Annotated in this window: 16 protein-coding genes and 1 pseudogene; 7 read left to right on the top strand and 10 right to left on the bottom strand. The window is 64.7% G+C overall.

Annotated features, from left to right (window positions below; translation table 11 throughout):
* Positions 1 to 43 precede the first annotated feature (43 nt).
* A complete protein-coding gene (locus J2X37_RS11025) occupies positions 44 to 718 on the top strand; it encodes a 2OG-Fe(II) oxygenase (RefSeq protein WP_310021144.1) in 675 nt (224 codons plus the stop codon).
* Between the two features lie 30 nt (positions 719 to 748).
* Here the strand turns inward: J2X37_RS11025 and J2X37_RS11020 are convergent, their stop codons facing one another.
* The gene (locus J2X37_RS11020; RefSeq protein WP_310021142.1) at positions 749 to 1,141 is read right to left on the bottom strand and encodes a metallopeptidase family protein; all 393 of its coding nucleotides are present in this window, start codon (positions 1,139 to 1,141) and stop codon (positions 749 to 751) included.
* A 1-nt stretch (position 1,142) separates the two neighbouring features.
* Positions 1,143 to 2,795: a lysine--tRNA ligase gene (locus J2X37_RS11015; protein WP_310021140.1), complete on the bottom strand. Its 1,653-nt coding sequence runs from the start codon at positions 2,793 to 2,795 to the stop codon at positions 1,143 to 1,145.
* Positions 2,796 to 2,926: 131 nt separating this feature from the next.
* Here J2X37_RS11015 and J2X37_RS11010 point away from each other — a divergent pair, with 131 nt between their 5' ends.
* The 3 genes from J2X37_RS11010 to J2X37_RS11000 all read left to right on the top strand — a co-directional run bounded on the left by J2X37_RS11010 (position 2,927) and on the right by J2X37_RS11000 (position 4,686).
* Positions 2,927 to 3,343: a hypothetical protein gene (locus tag J2X37_RS11010; protein ID WP_310021138.1), complete on the top strand. Its 417-nt coding sequence runs from the start codon at positions 2,927 to 2,929 to the stop codon at positions 3,341 to 3,343.
* Positions 3,343 to 4,116 carry a polyphosphate kinase 2 gene (gene ppk2 / locus J2X37_RS11005; RefSeq protein ID WP_310021136.1) on the top strand — a complete coding sequence of 258 codons (774 nt, stop codon included), beginning with the start codon at positions 3,343 to 3,345 and terminating at the stop codon, positions 4,114 to 4,116. The genes J2X37_RS11010 and ppk2 overlap by 1 nt, the downstream gene beginning before the upstream one ends.
* A 222-nt stretch (positions 4,117 to 4,338) precedes the next feature.
* Positions 4,339 to 4,686 (top strand): DMT family protein, encoded by a 348-nt coding sequence (locus tag J2X37_RS11000; protein WP_310021135.1) that lies wholly within the window; start codon positions 4,339 to 4,341, stop codon positions 4,684 to 4,686.
* A gap of 53 nt (positions 4,687 to 4,739) precedes the next feature.
* Here the strand turns inward: J2X37_RS11000 and J2X37_RS10995 are convergent, their stop codons facing one another.
* Both J2X37_RS10995 and J2X37_RS10990 read right to left on the bottom strand, forming a co-directional pair.
* Positions 4,740 to 5,102 carry a zf-TFIIB domain-containing protein gene (locus J2X37_RS10995; protein ID WP_310021133.1) on the bottom strand — a complete coding sequence of 121 codons (363 nt, stop codon included), beginning with the start codon at positions 5,100 to 5,102 and terminating at the stop codon, positions 4,740 to 4,742.
* Positions 5,103 to 5,259: 157 nt separating this feature from the next.
* Positions 5,260 to 6,066: a class I SAM-dependent methyltransferase gene (locus J2X37_RS10990; protein ID WP_310021131.1), complete on the bottom strand. Its 807-nt coding sequence runs from the start codon at positions 6,064 to 6,066 to the stop codon at positions 5,260 to 5,262.
* 441 nt (positions 6,067 to 6,507) lie between these two features.
* Between J2X37_RS10990 and J2X37_RS10985 the strand changes: the two genes are divergently transcribed.
* Entirely contained in the window at positions 6,508 to 7,419 is a 912-nt protein-coding gene (locus J2X37_RS10985) for an IS1595 family transposase (RefSeq protein ID WP_310021129.1), read from the top strand.
* Between the two features lie 301 nt (positions 7,420 to 7,720).
* Here J2X37_RS10985 and J2X37_RS10980 read toward each other — a convergent pair whose 3' ends face one another.
* Positions 7,721 to 8,551 (bottom strand): hypothetical protein, encoded by an 831-nt coding sequence (locus J2X37_RS10980; protein WP_310021127.1) that lies wholly within the window; start codon positions 8,549 to 8,551, stop codon positions 7,721 to 7,723.
* 159 nt (positions 8,552 to 8,710) lie between these two features.
* Entirely contained in the window at positions 8,711 to 9,769 is a 1,059-nt protein-coding gene (locus J2X37_RS10975) for a ribonucleotide-diphosphate reductase subunit beta (RefSeq protein WP_310021125.1), read from the bottom strand.
* A gap of 508 nt (positions 9,770 to 10,277) precedes the next feature.
* Here J2X37_RS10975 and J2X37_RS10970 point away from each other — a divergent pair.
* On the top strand, positions 10,278 to 10,535 hold the full coding sequence (locus tag J2X37_RS10970; protein WP_310021123.1) for a DUF2171 domain-containing protein: 258 nt from the start codon (positions 10,278 to 10,280) through the stop codon (positions 10,533 to 10,535).
* An 87-nt stretch (positions 10,536 to 10,622) separates the two neighbouring features.
* Here J2X37_RS10970 and J2X37_RS10965 read toward each other — a convergent pair whose 3' ends face one another.
* The 4 genes from J2X37_RS10965 to J2X37_RS10950 form a co-directional block, all read right to left on the bottom strand.
* Positions 10,623 to 11,003, bottom strand: coding sequence for a PepSY domain-containing protein (locus J2X37_RS10965; RefSeq protein WP_310021121.1), 381 nt, complete (start codon positions 11,001 to 11,003; stop codon positions 10,623 to 10,625).
* A 196-nt stretch (positions 11,004 to 11,199) separates the two neighbouring features.
* Positions 11,200 to 14,634: a CheR family methyltransferase gene (locus tag J2X37_RS10960; protein WP_310021119.1), complete on the bottom strand. Its 3,435-nt coding sequence runs from the start codon at positions 14,632 to 14,634 to the stop codon at positions 11,200 to 11,202.
* A gap of 102 nt (positions 14,635 to 14,736) precedes the next feature.
* Entirely contained in the window at positions 14,737 to 15,495 is a 759-nt protein-coding gene (locus tag J2X37_RS10955) for a Crp/Fnr family transcriptional regulator (RefSeq protein WP_310021117.1), read from the bottom strand.
* Between the two features lie 4 nt (positions 15,496 to 15,499).
* A complete protein-coding gene (locus tag J2X37_RS10950; RefSeq protein WP_310021115.1) occupies positions 15,500 to 15,988 on the bottom strand; it encodes a PAS domain-containing protein in 489 nt (162 codons plus the stop codon).
* Between the two features lie 371 nt (positions 15,989 to 16,359).
* Here J2X37_RS10950 and J2X37_RS10945 point away from each other — a divergent pair.
* A pseudogene (locus J2X37_RS10945) lies at positions 16,360 to 16,547 on the top strand (biotin synthase); the annotation flags it as partial.

Below are 16,547 nucleotides of genomic sequence, written 5' to 3'. Positions count from 1 at the left end.
TGCAATGGCCTTGCCGCAAGGCCGGAAGACAGAAGACCGCACGATGGGCAAGCACGGACGAACCGACGATACGAACCGCAAGGAACTGGCCGCGATGGTCGGCGCGGTGATCGAACGGCTGCACGCCGATCCCGACGTGCAGGTCCTGCACGACGACAAGCTGCTGCTGTTCGGCGTGGCCGACTTCTTCTCGAAGGAGGAATGCGAGCGGGTCATGGAGATGATCGATCGCACCGCCCGCCCCTCGCCCGTGTTCAACGTCGATTACGGCAAGGGTGCGCGAACCAGCTATTCGGGCGATCTCAACGCCGACGATCCCTTCGTCCGCTCGCTGCACCGCAGGATGGACGACCTGTTGGGGGTCGAGGAACGCTGGGGCGAAACGATGCAGGGCCAGCGCTATGCCGTCGGGCAGGAGTTCAAGGCGCACCATGACTGGTTCGACACCCGCCAGCCCTATTTCAAGGGAGAGGTCGCGATGGGCGGGCAGCGGGCCTGGACGCTGATGGTCTACCTCAACGATGTCGAAGCGGGCGGCGCGACCGAATTCCCCAAGGTCCAGATCGCAATCCCGCCGCAGCAGGGCACGCTGATCATCTGGGCGAATGCCGACACCAACGGCAAGGTGAACATGGATACCCTGCACGCCGGAACCCCGGTGGTCGCCGGGACGAAATACGTCGTGACCCGCTGGTATCGCGCCCGGCCCTGGTACTGACCGGGCCGACACCGACTTTCCCTCTTGGGCTCAGCCGGCCGCCTCTTCGAGGGCGTGCATGTCCTCGTCGGACAGGCCGAAGTGGTGCCCGATCTCGTGCACGACGACATGGGTGACGAGCGCCTGCAGCGTCACGCCGGTCTCGCACCATTCGGCCAGCAGCGGCTGGCGATAGAGCGTGACCTGCGGCGGCATGTCGCCACCGTCCCAGATCGACTGCTCGGTCAACGGGCGCCCGTGATAGAGCCCGGTCAGGTCCCATTCGCTTTCGATCTCGAGATCGGCCAGCGTCTGAGCATCGGCAAATTCCTCGATGCGGATGACGATATCGGCAAGGTGCTGCGCAAACGGCTCGGGCAGCCGTTTCAGCGCGGCTATCGCCAGCGTCTCGAAGATTGCCGCATCGGGAGCGTGCCCGGCCATGTCAGCTTTGCGCAACCCCTGCGCGCTGCAGCGCCTCGACGATCAGGCGGCGGGTGTTCCCGACCCCGTAGAGCGCGATGAAACTGCCCATGCGCGGCCCTTGCGAGGAACCGAGCAGCGTTTCGTAGAGCGCCTTGAACCAGTCGCGCAGGCTTTCGAAGCCGAACTCCTCCCGTTTGCCGATTTCATAGACCGCCGTCTGCAAATCCTCCGCCGACGTTTCGGCATCGAACCCGGCGAGCGCCGCATCCAGCGCCTCCAGCGCCCGCGCCTCGTTCGCCGCGGGGGCGCGCTTGATCAGTGTCGGGGCGACGAAATCGCGGTTGTAGGCAAGCGCCCGGTCGACCAGCACGTCGAGATCGGGATGGTCGGCGGGGTCAGGGTCGTGGATGTAGTTGCCGAGATACGACCAGACCTGTTCCCGGCTGGCATCCGCACCCAGCACGCCGACGAGGTTGAGCAGCAGGCCATAGGTCACCGGCAGGCTGTCGCCCGCACCGGCGAGCTCGCCTTCGCTATGCCCTCCGTTGGCGCCCAGCAGGTGCCAGACCGCGTTGCCGAGCTGCTGTTCGACCGGCTGGCTCGGCAGCTTCTCGCGGAACTGCCAGTATTCGTCGACCGCCTTGGGGATGATGCCGACATGGAGCTGCTTGGCGCTCTTCGGCTCGCGGAACAGGTAGAAGCCGAGGCTCTCCTCGCTGCCGTAGGTCAGCCATTCCTCGATGGTAAGACCGTTGCCCTTGGACTTGGAGATCTTCTCGCCATTCGCGTCGAGAAACAGTTCGTAGATCATGCCCTCCGGCTTGTGACCGCCAAGAATGCGCGCGATCTTGCCAGATTGCGTCACGCTGTCGGTCAGGTCCTTGCCGCACATCTCGTAATCGACGCCCAGCGCGACCCAGCGCATCGCCCAGTCGACCTTCCACTGCAACTTTGCCTTGCCGCCGAGGATCGACTGTTCGATCGTGCTGCCGTCCTCGTCGGCGAAGCGGATCGTGCCCGCTTCGGCGTCGATCACCTCGATCGGCACTTGCAGGACCGCGCCGGTGGTCGGGCTAACCGGAAGCACCGGCGAATAGGTCGCCTGCCGCTCGGCACGCAGGGTCGGCAGCATCACGCCCATGATCGCGTCGTAGTGCCGCAGCACGTTGCGCAGCGCATCGTCGAAAGCGCCGGAGTTGTATCGGTCGCTGGCCGACACAAACTCATAATCGAAGCCGAACCTGTCCAGAAAATCGCGCAGCATCGCGTTGTTGTGGTGCGCGAAGCTTTCGTGCGTACCGAAGGGATCGGGGATCCGGCTCAGCGGCTTGCCAAGGTTCTCGGCCAGCAGCCCTGCGTTCGGGATATTGTCGGGCACCTTGCGCAGGCCGTCCATGTCGTCCGAAAAGGCGACCAGACGCGTCGGATGTCCGCCAGTCAGCACCTCGTAGGCGCGGCGGACGAAGGTGGTGCGCAGCACCTCTTGGAACGTGCCGATGTGCGGCAGGCCCGATGGGCCGTACCCCGTTTCGAACAGCACCGGCACCAGATTGCCCTGATCATCGCGCTTTCCATCCGGGAAACGCTTGGCCAGCCGCTGCGCCTCCTGAAAGGGCCATGCCTTGGAGTTTGCGGCCGCGGCCTGCAGCGCGGTTTGGTTCGGTGTCGTCATCGCGTGGCGTTTGGCCTTCGCGGCTTCAAGATTCAAGGGGGAAGCTGCGCGGCAGTTCGCTCTCGCCCCTTGCCTGTCGGCCCGGACTGTCGTTCATTGCCAGCCTAGCAAAACCGAAAGGCCCGGCCCCGATGCATTCCGCCAAGCTCCTCTCCTTCCTCACCGCCCCCATCCTGCTGGCGACCGGCGGCTGTGCCACGACCGGAGCGGAGGAACCCATCGCCCCGCCCGTCTGCCCCATCGAAACCCGCGGCTGGAATGCGTGGGTCAGCGCCCTGCCCGGCCCCGGTGCCACGCCGACCCTGATCGTCCAGGGCGAAGTGCTGCTTCCCGCCGGGGCGGAAGCGACGCTGACCGCCGGGCCGACCGACCGGATGATGCCGCCCGGCCAGCGCGCGGTGCTGGCGGTTCGGGGTGCAGACCGGCCCGGCGGCTGGCAGCAGGTGCGCCTGGAGATCGCGCCCGCGCTTCCGGCCTATTCCAGCGTCATAGTCGGCTGCGACGGCAACATGGTCGCCACGATCAGCCCGGTGGAGACCGCCCGCTGATGAAGGGCAAGGCCTACGAGGATGCGCTCGACGCCCTTACCCTCGAACTGTCGGGCATGGCGCGCTGGGCGCAGGTCAGGGGCGAGCGCATCGCGGTCATCTTCGAGGGCCGCGACACGGCCGGCAAGGGCGGCGCGATCAAGGCGATCCACGGCCGGCTCGATCCGCGCCAGTGCCGGATCGCCGCCCTGCCCAGGCCGAGCGAGGAGGAGCGGACGCAGTGGTATTTCCAGCGCTACGTCCCCCACCTCCCCTCCGCCGGAGAGATCGTGCTGTTCGACCGCAGCTGGTACAACCGCGCCGGGGTCGAGAAAGTCATGGGCTGGGCCACCGAGCCGCAGGTCGAAGCCTTCCTCAAGGCCGCGCCGATCTTCGAGAAGATGCTGGTCGACGACGGCATCCGCCTGTTCAAATACTGGCTCTCCTGCGACCAGGCGCATCAGGAAGAGCGGTTCCGCGAGCGGCTGGAGGATCCGCTCAAGCGCTGGAAACTGTCGCCCACCGACATCGCCGCCCGCGCCCATTTCGCCGACTACACCGCCGCGCGAGAGGCCATGTTCGCCGCCACCAGCACCGTCTGGGCGCCGTGGACGGTGGTCGATTTCAACGACCAGAAGCGCGGGCGGCTGACGCTGATCCGCCACCTGCTCGACCGGCTGCCCGACACCGCGGTCGATCCCGAACCGATCGACTGGCCCGAACTCACCGCCCCGCCGCTGGACGAGGCCTTTACCGCGATCCGTCCGATCCCCGATAACCCGGTGGAGGACTGAACCACCGGTCGGCAGGGTGACAAAGGCGACACCGTGTCGCCTTGCGCCGAGACCGGAAAATCGCCTGTTTTCACGGCCTTGCTCGCCAAGGCGACAGGTGACACCTGGCCCGCGCACCGACCGCCCATCGGCAGGGCCGGAAACGGCCGCCGGCATCGTGGCAAATCGCGGGCCTGTAGGAAAACCGTTTCTTCGGCGCGCTGGCCGGTGCAAGGGCGAGCAATGCCCACGATCCTGCTGCTCCTCGTCTCCAACATCTTCATGACCGCCGCGTGGTACTGGCACTTGCGCGGCGGGCCGGAGGTGGCGCACGCCCGCCCGCTCGGCATGGTCATCGCGGTCAGTTGGGGCCTTGCCTTCGTCGAATACTGCTTTGCCGTGCCCGCGAACCGCATCGGCTATGTCGCCGGATGGACGCCGGGCCAGCTCAAGATCACGCAGGAGGCGATCGCGCTCACCGTCTTCGGCGTGTTCATGGTGGTGTTCCTGGGAGAGGCGCTGAGCTGGCGGCACTTCGCGGCCTTCGCCTGCATCATGGCTGCGGTGGGCTTCCTGTTCATCGGCAAGTGAAAGGGGCCGGGCAACGCGCGCTGCCCGGCCCCTCGATGCGATGCTGCGGCGGCTCAGTCGAAGATCTCTTCGAGCCAGCTCTTGCGCTTCTTGTAGCCCTTGTGGCCATAGCCCGAATGGCCGTAGCCGCCCTCGCCGTAGCCACGGTCCGGGTAGCCGGATTGGTCCCACGGCCCCTGCGGCGGCATCGGCGCGGCGGGCGCCCGCGGGGCTTGCGGAGCCTGGGGCGGTTGGGCAGCCTGCGGAGCGGCGGGCGGGGCGCTGCGCTCGATGATCTTGTCGAGCTCCCCGCGGTCCAGCCAGACGCCGCGGCACTGGGGGCAGTAATCGATCTCGATCCCCTGCCGGTCGCTCATCGACAGCGGCACGCGGCAGACGGGGCAGGACATGGCGGCGACTTGGTCTTCGGTGCGCATGAGGTGTCGAAACTCCTGTTGACGGGAGAACCCGAGATGGGGAGCCACGACGCGCCATCAAGCGGCGTGACGGGCAAGGGCAAGCCGCCGGTCGTGCGAAGAAGGGCGTTTGTCGATGACCGGCCATCCCGCCCTCGGAAACCCGTTCGTCTGCCCGCTATCCCCGCGCCATCGCGACCAGCGCCGACATGGCGAAGCCGTCGTCGGGCTCGGCCGCCTCCGCCGCGGCGATCGCGGCCGCGAGCGCTTCGTCTCGGGCGGCATCGCCATGGAGCGACAGTTCGCCGAAGACCGGGCTGCCAAGGCAAAGGCCGCGTGCCAGCAGGGCGCCGGTCGCGGGGGGAGAGGTCTTTTCCACCCGCTCCACCGCCACGTCGCCGAACCCGGCGGCGCGCAAGTCGCGCTCGATCTGCGCCATGTCGTGATAGCCGAAGGGGGTGCGCGGCAGGAACGAGGGTTTGGGTTCGGGCACGGCGGCGGCGATAGCGCGCTGGATCACGTCGCTGCCCGGATTGGCCGCCAGCGAGTCCCAAGCGTTGAACAGCAGCGTGCCGCCCGGCGCCAGCACCCGGCGCATCCCGGCATAGGCGCTGACCCGGTCGGGAAAGAACATCGCGCCGAACTGGATGACGACGAGGTCGAAGCTGTCGTCGGCAAAGGGCAGGTCCTGCGCGTCGGCGACGCGGAACGACAGGTTCGGCGCGCTCCACCGCGTCTCCGCAATCGCCAGCATGTCGGGGTTGAGATCGGTCGCGAAGATTTCGGCATCGGGCAAGGCCTCCGCCAGCAGGCGGGTGACGATGCCAGTGCCCGCGGCGATTTCCAGCACCCGGCGCGGCGCCAGCGCGGCGGCGCGGGCGGCCAGGTCCTGCGCATAGGGGCGGAAGATCACGGGAACGAGGCATTCCTCGTAAAGCGCGGGAATCGAACCCGCGAAGGCGACATCGTTGGTCGGCTTGGTCATCGGCGCTCTCCCCTCGCGATGAGGGGGGTAGTTTACGCCAAGTCCGGCAGCGCGGAAAGACGGGCCAATACTTCCGCCAGCGGGAGGGGCAGCGAGACTTGGCGCGCGCAGCGGGCCTTAGTCGCAGCGGGATGGGCGGTCTCTGCGCTCGCTGGTCAGGGCTTGCGGCTGGCGCGGCGCTGCTCCGCGCCCAACCCTAACCCCTCCCGCAGGCAGATCGTATTAACCGTCCTCCTTGCTCAATTGATCACCTAGCAGTGATACTAGGAATTTTATCGATGAGCGCCTTTATCACTTCGGAGCTAGTGTCTGTGGACGACGGTTCAGTCGTTTCTACATTCCGGTCCTCGGTAATCAATTTTTCAACAACCTTCTGGAGCGTATCATCTTTTGGGGTGTATCCCCTTGCCATACGTAATTCGGTGATGTATAAAATGGGGTATGACAACGAAGCCCCTCACCACTGCGCAGTTCTTTCGCAAGTTTCCTGACGACGAAACCTGCCTCCAGCATCTGTTCGACGTTCGCTTTGGCGAAGGCTTTACCTGCCCCAAGTGCGATCGCCCTTCCAAGTGGTTCCGGATCAAGGCCGAGCGCGCCTATTCCTGCCAGTGGTGCGGTCATCACCTGCATCCGACCGTGGGCACCCCGTTCGAAAAGACCCGCACTCCGCTGCAACTGTGGTTCTATGCGATCCACCTGTTCACGACGACGCGCCACGGTGTCAGCGCCAAGGAATTGCAGCGCCAGCTTGGCGTGACCTACAAGACTGCATGGCGCATGGCCGCGCTTATCCGCGAGCATATGGCGGACGTTGACGGCGACCGCCCCATTGGCGGACCCGGCACGAACGTCGAGATTGACGAAACGCTCATGGGCGGCGTCAAGAAGGGCAAGCACAACCGGGGCAGCGCGGCAAAGACGGTGGTGGTGGGCGCTCTGGAGCGCGGCGGCGACGTTGTGGCGCAAGTAGTGCCGAACCAGCGCCGCGAAACTCTGGAGCCCTTCGTCACGGCGAATGTGGAAGTCGGCGGCAACGTCCACACCGACGAACTCCGTAGCTACGCGAACCTTGCCGATCACGGCTATCGCCACGCCCGCGTGAACCACGGCGCGGAGGAATATGCCTATTACGATTACCGCCTTGCCGAGACGGTTTCAGTAAACGGGATTGAGAATTTCTGGCGGCACCTGAAATGCTCGATCAACGGCACTCACACCAGCGTGAGCGCCAAGCACCTGAACCGCTACGTCAAGGAATTCGAGTATCGCTTCAATCGTCGGAACCGTCCGGAGACGATGCTTCCGGAACTTCTTTCGACTTTCCGGCCATTGCCTTCACAGTCCGATTGAAGGCATCCAGATCGCCAATCTCGCCTTCGTGTTCGGCGATGAACTGGTCTAATTTTCCGGTCTCTAGGGCTTGTTTCAGGGTGAGCATCATGCGATTCTATCACATGGAGATTTGAATGTCGCGCCCACCCAGCAACCAAGTTGAGACTCGGCGATCATGGCTATCTGGCCTAGCGATCACGTTGACCGCGCTGATTGGCCTTTTTGGGTTTTGGCACCTGTCGCCGGGGCTTACATTTATCGTCGCATGTGTCGCGTTGATAGGCCTTGTTGCGTCGATTTTTCTAATGCCCGGTGAGCGTTAGTTCAATTTCGGCGATATCACTCGGATTATCGATCTCCCGTTTCGAGATGGCCTCCATTTGCCATTGGAGAGCACTTCTCGCGTTTCAATGCGGACGGTCATGCGCATACCTTCTTTCATGCCGTCCAAGCCATTGCTTCCGACAGTCTGTAAGACGACAGGATCACGCATCACTGCATCGAACTCGCCAAACCCTTCCAATTTGAAAGTCCAATTCCTTGGCTTGGCCACCAAGGCAGGCTTGACTAACACCACCTCCATAACCGTGCGGCCTACGCGTTCGGAGGGCAATTCTTCCTCCGGCATAAACAGGCCCCCGGCTTCTGCGAACTCCGTGCTCGGAATGGTCGCATAGGGCTCCGCATCAGGATGCGCTTTCAATGATACCGCGGTGACCGCAGGCTCACGTTCAATAACCCGGAAAAACTTTTGCCTTGCTGCTGTGACCGCAGGATCTTTCTGGCATGCGGCTTCGATACGGTCGAGCTGCTTTCGCTCCTCCTCTCCAAACCCATCTCCGAAATATGCCTGGTAAGTTGGGTAGCCGCTGACAATGGTGAAGATCGTTAGGGCGCGGATCAACTTCGCTCGCCTTGGAGCGGCCTCCCATTTATCGGCGGCTCGATCGAACCATTCGCCTAAAACATTGAAAAGCGCACTTCGCCTCTCGACGTTCACAAGGCGAACCCGAACGTCCGTTTTTTCATCAACAGCTTGTGCTGCGGCTCGCAGCGCTTCGACCCAAGCAATGGCCGCCTCAGAAATTATTTCGAGATCGGCAGATCGATCCGCAGCAAGTTCGAACTTAAGGCTAATCGCTTGCGACACGTTGTCCCCCCATTTGGGCGGAAGCTATGTCGATCAGCGCGTTACGTCAATTCCGTATGCGAAGGGGATACACCCCGTGAGTTGTATTGCTGCTTCGAAGTCGCGCTTTCCTTTAATTCTTCGCCTCCGGCTTCCGTCGCTGTATCGTCCGACACGCCCTCACTCCGCCGCCTGCGTATCCCCGAATAGCCCCGGCCCCTCGTCCTCGACCACGTCGTTCGCGCCGGCCGCGGCCTTGGCACCGGCGCGGCGGTTGTCGAAGTTGGACCAGACGGTGTTCCAGTCGCCCTTGGTCGCGCCCTTCGAATATTCGGTGGCGCGCGTTTCGAAGAAGTTGGCGTGCTCCACCCCGTTGAGCAGCGGGGTCAGCCAAGGCAGCGGGTGTTCGTCGATCATGTAGATTTCGGGCAGGCCGAGCTGGCCCAGGCGCCAATCGGCGATGTAGCGGATGTAGCGCTTGATCTCCTTCGCGCTCATGCCCGGGACCGGCCCCTGCTCGAAGGCGAGATCGATGAAGGCATCCTCCAGCCGCACGGTCTTCTGGCAGCAGTCGATGATGTCTTCCTTCACCGCCTTGGTCAGGCAGCCGCGTTCGGCGACGAAGGCGTGGAAGAGCCGGGTGATCCCCTCGCAGTGCAGCGATTCGTCGCGCACCGACCATGACACGATCTGGCCCATCCCCTTCATCTTGTTGAAGCGGGGGAAGTTCATCAGCATGGCGAAGCTGGCGAAAAGCTGCAGCCCTTCGGTAAAGCCGCCGAACATGGCCAGCGTGCGGGCGATATCCTCGTCGCTGTCGACGCCGAACTGCTGCAGGTAGTCGTGCTTGTCCTTCATCTCGGCATATTCGAGGAACATGCCGTATTCGCTTTCGGGCATGCCGATGGTGTCGAGCAGGTGCGAATAGGCGGCGATGTGGATCGTCTCCATGTTGGAGAACGCGGCCAGCATCATCTTGACCTCGGTCGGCTTGAACACGCGGCCGTACTTCTCGTGGTAGCAGTCCTGCACCTCGACATCGGCCTGGGTGAAGAAGCGGAAGATTTGCGTCAGCAGGTTGCGTTCGTGGTCCGACAGCTTCTGCGCCCAGTCGCGGCAATCCTCGCCCAGCGGCACTTCCTCGGGCATCCAGTGGACCTGCTGCTGGCGCTTCCAGAACTCGTAGGCCCAGGGATATTCGAAGGGCTTGTAGGTCTTGCGGGCTTCGAGCAGCGACATCTTTGTCCTCCGGACGCGGGAAACGGGAATCTGGCCAATTCGGGCCGAGCCACAAGATATAGCATGGCACCGGGGGTCCAAGGGGTAGCTCTAGCGTCTTTTCCCCAGCGGCATATCCGCCCCGCGCGAAATGGATGTGGAGAATATGGGGATGGCGCCGGCTGTGCGCCAGTGGTCTTGATCGCGGTGAGGGGGTGCTGTGCGGGTGGGTCCGGCTGTGCTAGGCTGCGTCCCGCTTCCCCGGTCGGCGCGGCGGGCAGGGCCTTTAGCCAAGGCCGCTCGTCGCACACGGCTGGCGGGTCGTCGCACTCGGCGCGAATGGGGCACGAATGGGGCAGAACGGGCGGAACGGGCGCGGCGGTTCAGCCGTTTACCATGCAAGCCGCCCGGGGAGTGTCCTTCCCCTTCGCCCCCGGGCGGTCCCGACCCAAAGGAGTGAACGGGTCGCAACCCCTGGCACTCGGTCCGCCCGCGGACATGGCGTGCCTGCGACCCGAGGAGAACATACATGAGCACCAAGGATCAGATCCGCGAACACATGGAAGTCATCGGCGCAGACGGCGTGCACGTCGGCACTGTCGACGCGATCGAAGGCGATCGCATCAAGCTGACCAAGAAGGACAGCAGCGCCGGCTTCGAAGGCGAAAGCCACGCCGGGCACCACCACTACTTGTCTCTCGGCCTCGTCGCCGATGTAGAGTGCGACAAGGTGCGCCTGTCGGCCAACGGTGCCAACGCGGCGGACCTGTTCATCGAAGAGGCCTGAGGCCGCTTCACGCAGACGAACGCAGGTTCGTCACGCCAAGGCTCCCTGCCCCGCATGCGCGCGGCAGGGAGCCTTTCGCGTTCCGGCCTATTTCCAGAACCAGCGCGGCGCCAGCTTCCGATCCGCCCGGTTGCGCCACATGCGGATGTAGAGCCACAGGCCGGAGAACGAGAAGAATATCATGACGAGGCCCGACAGCACCGAGATCGCGGTGCCGATGGGACCGAACGTCTCACCCGAATGGAGGTGGTGGAACAGCCCGACGAGCGAGGTCATGCCCCCTTCCGCCCGCGGCGGCATGCAGCGCCAGCCTTCCGGGCAGACGAAGCCCGGCGGCGGCGTGGTCAGCTCAGCCGGCGGCCGGTTCGAGGGCCACAGCACCGCGACCTGGCTCAACACGCCCGTCGTGGCGATCCACAGAAGAAAGACGCCGAAGAAGACCGACAGCCAGCGGTGCCATTTGCGCATCGAGATACCTTTGCCATTTGTTGCGAACGATTCGCAGCGAGCTAGACGCGCAGCACCTGTCCCGGCAAGCAGCCCTATGTCGCGAATTGTATCTGCGCGACGTTCCGCCGTCGTTTTCGCGCAAGGCGCATCACCGGCCGGGGCTTGCCGGAGCTGAGGTGGCGCGTATCCGAGCCGAGCCGAAAGGCGCTTTCGCCTATTCGGCGGGTTCGGCCACCGTCAGGTCGCGCAGGGCAAGGCGGCGGCGAAACTCGGTCTCGGTCTCGCTGCCGTCGAGCTTCGCGTCGAGCTGGCGCACCGATGCCTCGACCAGCCGCGTGCCGAAGCCCTTGCTCTCGACGATCTTCGACCGCTCGGGCGTGGATTCGCGCCAGTCGACGACGACCGTGTCGCCTTGCGCCGAAATGTCGATCGACAGCCGCCCGCCCTCGCTCGCCAGGACGCCATACTTGGTCGCGTTCGTCGCCCATTCGTGGAAGATCAGCGCGAGCGGCGTGAGCCTGCTGACCGGGATCAGCACCTCTTCGCCGGTGATGGCGATGTCCTGTTCGCCGCGCGCCGGGGTCAGGACCACTTCGAGCAGTTCCCTGATCGACACCGGCTCGTCCACCTTCCGGCGCTGGGTCAGGGCGTGGGCGCGGCCCATCGCGGCGATCCGGCGCTTGAGATCCTCGGCAAAGCCCGCCACGTCCCCGGCCTCGCGCTCGCTGATCGAGACCATCGCGCCGATGACGGCGAAGAGGTTCTTGATGCGGTGGTTCATCTCGCGCAGCATCAGGTCGCGCTCTGCCAGCGCGGCCCGTTCCTTCGAAATGTCGTAGGTCACGCCGATGAAACGGTTCTCGTTGCCGACGCGGACGCGCCGGGCGAGGCCGTGCAGCCAGCGGTCGCGCCCTTGCCGTGTGACGATGCGGAAGGTCTGGTCGTAATCCTCAGTCCCGTCCATCGCGCGGCGCAGCGAGGAATTGACCGCGTCGCGATCCTCCGGGTGCACGCGCTGGAGGATCGCCTCCATGTCGCCGGAAGCGTCGGCGCCGACATCGAGCAGCTCCCGCTCCACGTCATCGAGACGGGTCATGCCGGTTGCCGGATCGTATTCCCACACCCCGATCCGCGCGACCCGGATCGCGAGTTCGAGCCGCTCGCGCTGTTCGGTCAGCTGCCGTTCCAGAGCCAGCGGCGCGGTGATGTCGGTAAAGACCAGCGTCGCCCCGTCGATGCTGTTGTCGGGGCGGCGATAGGGCAGCACGCGCAGCGCATAGTCGCGATCGAGCGAGGGGACGCGGGCACGCGCCTCGGCCTGCTCTCCGGTGCGCGCGACCATACGGGCAAGCTCGAGATACTCGGTGCTGTCGAGCAGCGTCGTGACATCGGCCAGCCGGCGGCCACGGTCGCCGGGCTGGAACGGGAACAGGTCGCAGGCCGCGTCGGTGAAGCTGCGGATCATCATGCCCGAATCGAGGACGATGACCGCAAGCTGGGTCGAATCGAAGAAGTTCTCGAGATCGGACTTGGCGACGAGGACCTGGTCGATCTTGTTCTTCAGCTCGTCGTTGACCGTGGTCAGCTCCTCGTTCGTCGACTGAAGCTCCTCGTTCATCGACATCATTTCTTCGTTGGAGCTTTTCAGCTCCTCGTTCGCGGTCTCCAGTTCCTCCACCGTCGAGCGCAGGCGATGACGGGTCAGGCGCAATTCGTCCTCGAGCAGGTGGACCTGATCGTCGCTCTGCGCCAGTTCGACCATGTCGCCTTCGTCCTGCGGGCGGAACGGGCCGGTTTCGCGAACGACCACGAGGACGGTGCCGTCGCGCACCGGATCGGCGACGATCTGCACCTGCTGCGTGCCGAAATCGGTCTGCACCGAAACCTCGCGCGCGACATGACGCTGGCCGTCCTCCGCCGCCTGGCGCACCAGCACGCCGAGCACTTCGCGCAGGCCCGGCTTGGCCAGGGTCGTCGCGTGCAGGCGACGGTCGCGGTCGGCGCTGAAATCGAAATAGCGGCCTACCGGCCCCCAGGTGCTGATGATCGACGCCTCGCGGTCGACCAGCAGGCTTGCCGGCGAATAGGTGGCGGTCAGCTTGCGCAGCGCGTCGCTTTCCTTGCCGCCGGCATCGCGCACCCGCCGCCCCGGCCGTTCGCTGCGATGCGGCTGGCGATTGATCATGCTGGGCAGTTCGAGCGGATAGCTGGTGAAGCTGGAATCGCGGCGGAAGATGCGGTTCTTGCGGTCGATCGGGGTGAACAGATCGTCATGCTGGCCGATCGTTTCCGAAGGGCCGAGGAACAGCCAGCCTTCGGGCCGCAGGGCGTAGTGGAACAGCGGCAGCACCGATCGCTGCAACTGGTCGTCGAAATAGATCAGCAGGTTGCGGCAGCTGATCAGGTCGATCCGGCCGAACGGAGGATCCTTGATCACGCTGTGGAGGGTAAAACGGACCATCTCGCGCACCGGGGCGCAGATCGCGAAGGTATCGCCATGCCCGACGGTGTAGCGGCTGCGCATCGGTTCGGGGATGTCGGCCAGGGCGGCGATGGGATAGATCCCCTCGCGCGCGATGCGCAGCATCTGGTCGTCGATGTCGCTGGCGATGACCTGGACCGGGACGTGGCGGTTCTGGTCGCGCATCTCTTCCGCCAGCAGGATGGCGATGGTGTAGGCCTCCTCCCCGCTCGAGCAGCCCGGAATCCAGACGCGCAGGTCGGTATGGCTGTCGGCCTCGCGCACCATCGGGCGGATCACGTTCTCGCGCAGCGAGGCAAAGGCATCGGTGTCGCGGAAGAAGCGGGTGACGTTGATCAACAGGTCGCGGAACAGCGCCTGGCATTCCTGCGGATCGTTGCGGATGCGGGTGAGATAGATCGACAGGTCGTGGATGCCCAGCACCTGCATCCGCCGCTCGATCCGGCGGGCCAGCGTGTTGCGCTTGTAGCCGGTGAAATCGTGCCCGATCTGGTCGCGCAGCGCGGTGCACAGGTCCTCGATATGGTCGGACACGTAGCTGGCCGTGTCAGTGTCCGGCCCGCCCTCGACCCTGTCGAAGAACTCGCGAAGGCAATTGATGATTTCGGACGACGAACGCACGTAATCGACCAGCCCGGTGCCGACCGCCGACAGCGGCATGCCGTCATAGCGCGCGTCTTCCGGCTGCTGCGCGATGGTGATGCCGTGGTGTTCCTTGATAGCGCGCAGCCCGCGGCTTCCGTCCGCGCCGGTGCCCGACAGGATGACGCAGGCCGAGCGCGGGCCGAGATCCTCTGACAGCGCCTCGAAGAAATCGTCGATCGGCCGCCGCATGCCGCGCGGGTCGGTGAACTCGGTCAGCCGCAGCACGCCGTTTTCGACCGACAGGCCGTGGCCCGGCGGGATGACGTAGACGTTGTCGACCTCGATCGTCTCCCCGCCCTCAATCTGGCGGACGGGCATCGTGGTGTAGCGGTCGATCAGCTGCGCCATCAGCGATTCGTGATTGGGGTCGAGATGCTGGACGATGACGAAGGCCATGCCCGGCGCGCCGCGATAGCCGCCGAGCATCTCGCGCAGCGCCTCCAGCCCCCCGGCCGAAGCGCCGACCCCGACGACGGGGAAATCCGCCCTGTCTACGTGCTGCGAGCTGTCTTGCGTACCCATTCTATTCAGCGGGATACTAGTGCACCCGGCAAGTCACAACAGCTTTTGAAACAGCCCCCAACCGGCTGCCGCGCCGGCAAGGCGGCTCTCTCTTCAGACCCGCTACTTCAGGTCGAGCGCATGACCGATGAACAGATCGCCGTCGCCATAGAGGTAGGAGGTGTCGAAATGGGCCAGCGCCTCCAGCCGCGCCATGTCGGGGATCATCACCCGCCCGCGGGCGAAATCGATGACGCCGGCCTCGCGCATCGAACGGATCGTGCGGTTCATGTGGATCGCGGTGGTGCCGCAGGCGTCGGACAGTTCCACCTGCGTCAGCGGCATGGCGCAGCTCTGCGGTTCGGCCATGCCCACGAAGTTGAGCCGATGCCAGAGCTCCGCCATCAGGTGCGCGAGCCGCCCGTCGGCGTTGAGCTGTTCCAGCTTGAGGATCCACTCGCGGTGGACCGCCGCATCGATCAGTGTCGCGAACCACAGCAGCCGCGTCAGGTGCGGCTCGGTCTTCATCACTTCGACGATCCGTTCGTGCGGGCAGAAGCCGACGAGCGTGTGGCCCACCGTGACGATGTCGTGGTCGAGCCGCTTGAGCGCGAAGCCGTGCAGGTCGACGAAATCGCCCGGGACGTGGATACCGACGATATGCCGCTTGCCGCCGCGCGTGATCGAACGTGCGATGAAACCGTCGATCAGCATCGTGCTCTGGTTCACCATCTGCCCGCGTTTGAGGATTGCGGTCGGGCTGGTGTAGAGTTCGGTCTTCTCGATCATGTCCTCGAGAAGGTCCTTTTCCCGCGTGCGCATGGCATGGCGCACGCGGCCTGCCATGAATCGCCCGGTCTTGGGATAGCGCGTCAGGTCCACGCCATCACTCCAGCATTCCGGCCAGGTTCGGATCGAGGCGCGCTTCGGCGATGATCGCCGCGCTGGTCGCCAGCGACCGGAACGTGCCGAGCGTCACCATCCCCATCTCGCCGGTCAGCACGCCGAGTTCGCGCACGTCCTGGCGCAGGGTCTGGTCGTAGCCGTCGATGCCGCGCCGGTCGTGCCGGCTGAAATCGAACTGCGAACCGAGGATGTAGGCATCCTTTGCACCCTCGCGGATCTTGGTCATGTAGAGCAGGTTCAGGAACCGCTCTCCGTTCTTGCGCACGTTGGGCAGAAGGAACCGCGCCTCGCGCTGTGAGTCGTCGTGGAGGAAATCGCGCATGCGCTGCCGGACCGGCCCGGCACCGCTCTCCGGTTGCAGGAACCGGCAATTGCGCCCGACGATCTCATCGACCTCATACCCGGTCAGTGCGCAGAAAGCGGGGTTGGCAGTGACCAGCGGGAAGTCTTTCGCCCTCGCGTCGGCCATGCTCAAGGCAATACCGCTCGCGTTCAGGAAGTCCTTCATGGCTTCAAACGGCATTGTCGAGTTTTTTTCCCAGTGCACGACTTGATGACGACCCGCGCGCTGCCTTAGCGGAAGCGCGCCACGAAGATAGACATTTGTTAAAGTCGAACAGAACGTCATCGGTTCCGGTTTTTGCGACAGGTTGAATTGTTTCAGCACATCGCGACGGGATCGGTCGCCGAAAACCAGCAGGGCGTTCTTTAAAAAAGGCGATGCCGTCCGATCCTAGTCCTGCTTTTTGCGGGAGCCATCGTCTTGGCGCCGCAGGCAATTGACCGGGGACGCGAACGCGGCCAAACGGCCTCCACACGACTGGTACGGGATTTATTCGCATGACCGCATCCGCCACGCCCCGCAGCGACTGGACGCGCGAGGAAATCGCCGCGCTGTTCGACCTGCCGTTTACCGAGCTGGTCTTCCGCGCTGCCGAGGTGCACCGCGCCAACCATCCGGCGAACCAGGTCCAGCTTTCCACGCTGCTGTCGATCAAGACCGGCGGCTGCGCCGAGGACTGCGGCTA

Origin of the sequence: Croceicoccus sp. BE223 (genome assembly GCF_031457155.1) — a bacterium.
Taxonomy (GTDB): domain Bacteria; phylum Pseudomonadota; class Alphaproteobacteria; order Sphingomonadales; family Sphingomonadaceae; genus Croceicoccus.
Note: the sequence above shows the minus strand (reverse complement) of the source record. Positions and strands in the feature narration are given on the sequence as shown.

Excerpts from the sequence above, each read along its gene's own strand:
- J2X37_RS11025 (WP_310021144.1), top strand. The coding sequence starts at position 44 with ATGGGCAAGCACGGACGAACCGACGATACGAACCGCAAGGAACTGGCC.
- J2X37_RS11020 (WP_310021142.1), bottom strand. The coding sequence starts at position 1,141 with ATGGCCGGGCACGCTCCCGATGCGGCAATCTTCGAGACGCTGGCGATA.
- J2X37_RS11015 (WP_310021140.1), bottom strand. The coding sequence starts at position 2,795 with ATGACGACACCGAACCAAACCGCGCTGCAGGCCGCGGCCGCAAACTCC.
- J2X37_RS11010 (WP_310021138.1), top strand. The coding sequence starts at position 2,927 with ATGCATTCCGCCAAGCTCCTCTCCTTCCTCACCGCCCCCATCCTGCTG.
- ppk2 (WP_310021136.1), top strand. The coding sequence starts at position 3,343 with ATGAAGGGCAAGGCCTACGAGGATGCGCTCGACGCCCTTACCCTCGAA.
- J2X37_RS11000 (WP_310021135.1), top strand. The coding sequence starts at position 4,339 with ATGCCCACGATCCTGCTGCTCCTCGTCTCCAACATCTTCATGACCGCC.
- J2X37_RS10995 (WP_310021133.1), bottom strand. The coding sequence starts at position 5,102 with ATGCGCACCGAAGACCAAGTCGCCGCCATGTCCTGCCCCGTCTGCCGC.
- J2X37_RS10990 (WP_310021131.1), bottom strand. The coding sequence starts at position 6,066 with ATGACCAAGCCGACCAACGATGTCGCCTTCGCGGGTTCGATTCCCGCG.
- J2X37_RS10985 (WP_310021129.1), top strand. The coding sequence starts at position 6,508 with ATGACAACGAAGCCCCTCACCACTGCGCAGTTCTTTCGCAAGTTTCCT.
- J2X37_RS10975 (WP_310021125.1), bottom strand. The coding sequence starts at position 9,769 with ATGTCGCTGCTCGAAGCCCGCAAGACCTACAAGCCCTTCGAATATCCC.
- J2X37_RS10970 (WP_310021123.1), top strand. The coding sequence starts at position 10,278 with ATGAGCACCAAGGATCAGATCCGCGAACACATGGAAGTCATCGGCGCA.
- J2X37_RS10965 (WP_310021121.1), bottom strand. The coding sequence starts at position 11,003 with ATGCGCAAATGGCACCGCTGGCTGTCGGTCTTCTTCGGCGTCTTTCTT.
- J2X37_RS10960 (WP_310021119.1), bottom strand. The coding sequence starts at position 14,634 with ATGGGTACGCAAGACAGCTCGCAGCACGTAGACAGGGCGGATTTCCCC.
- J2X37_RS10950 (WP_310021115.1), bottom strand. The coding sequence starts at position 15,988 with ATGGCCGACGCGAGGGCGAAAGACTTCCCGCTGGTCACTGCCAACCCC.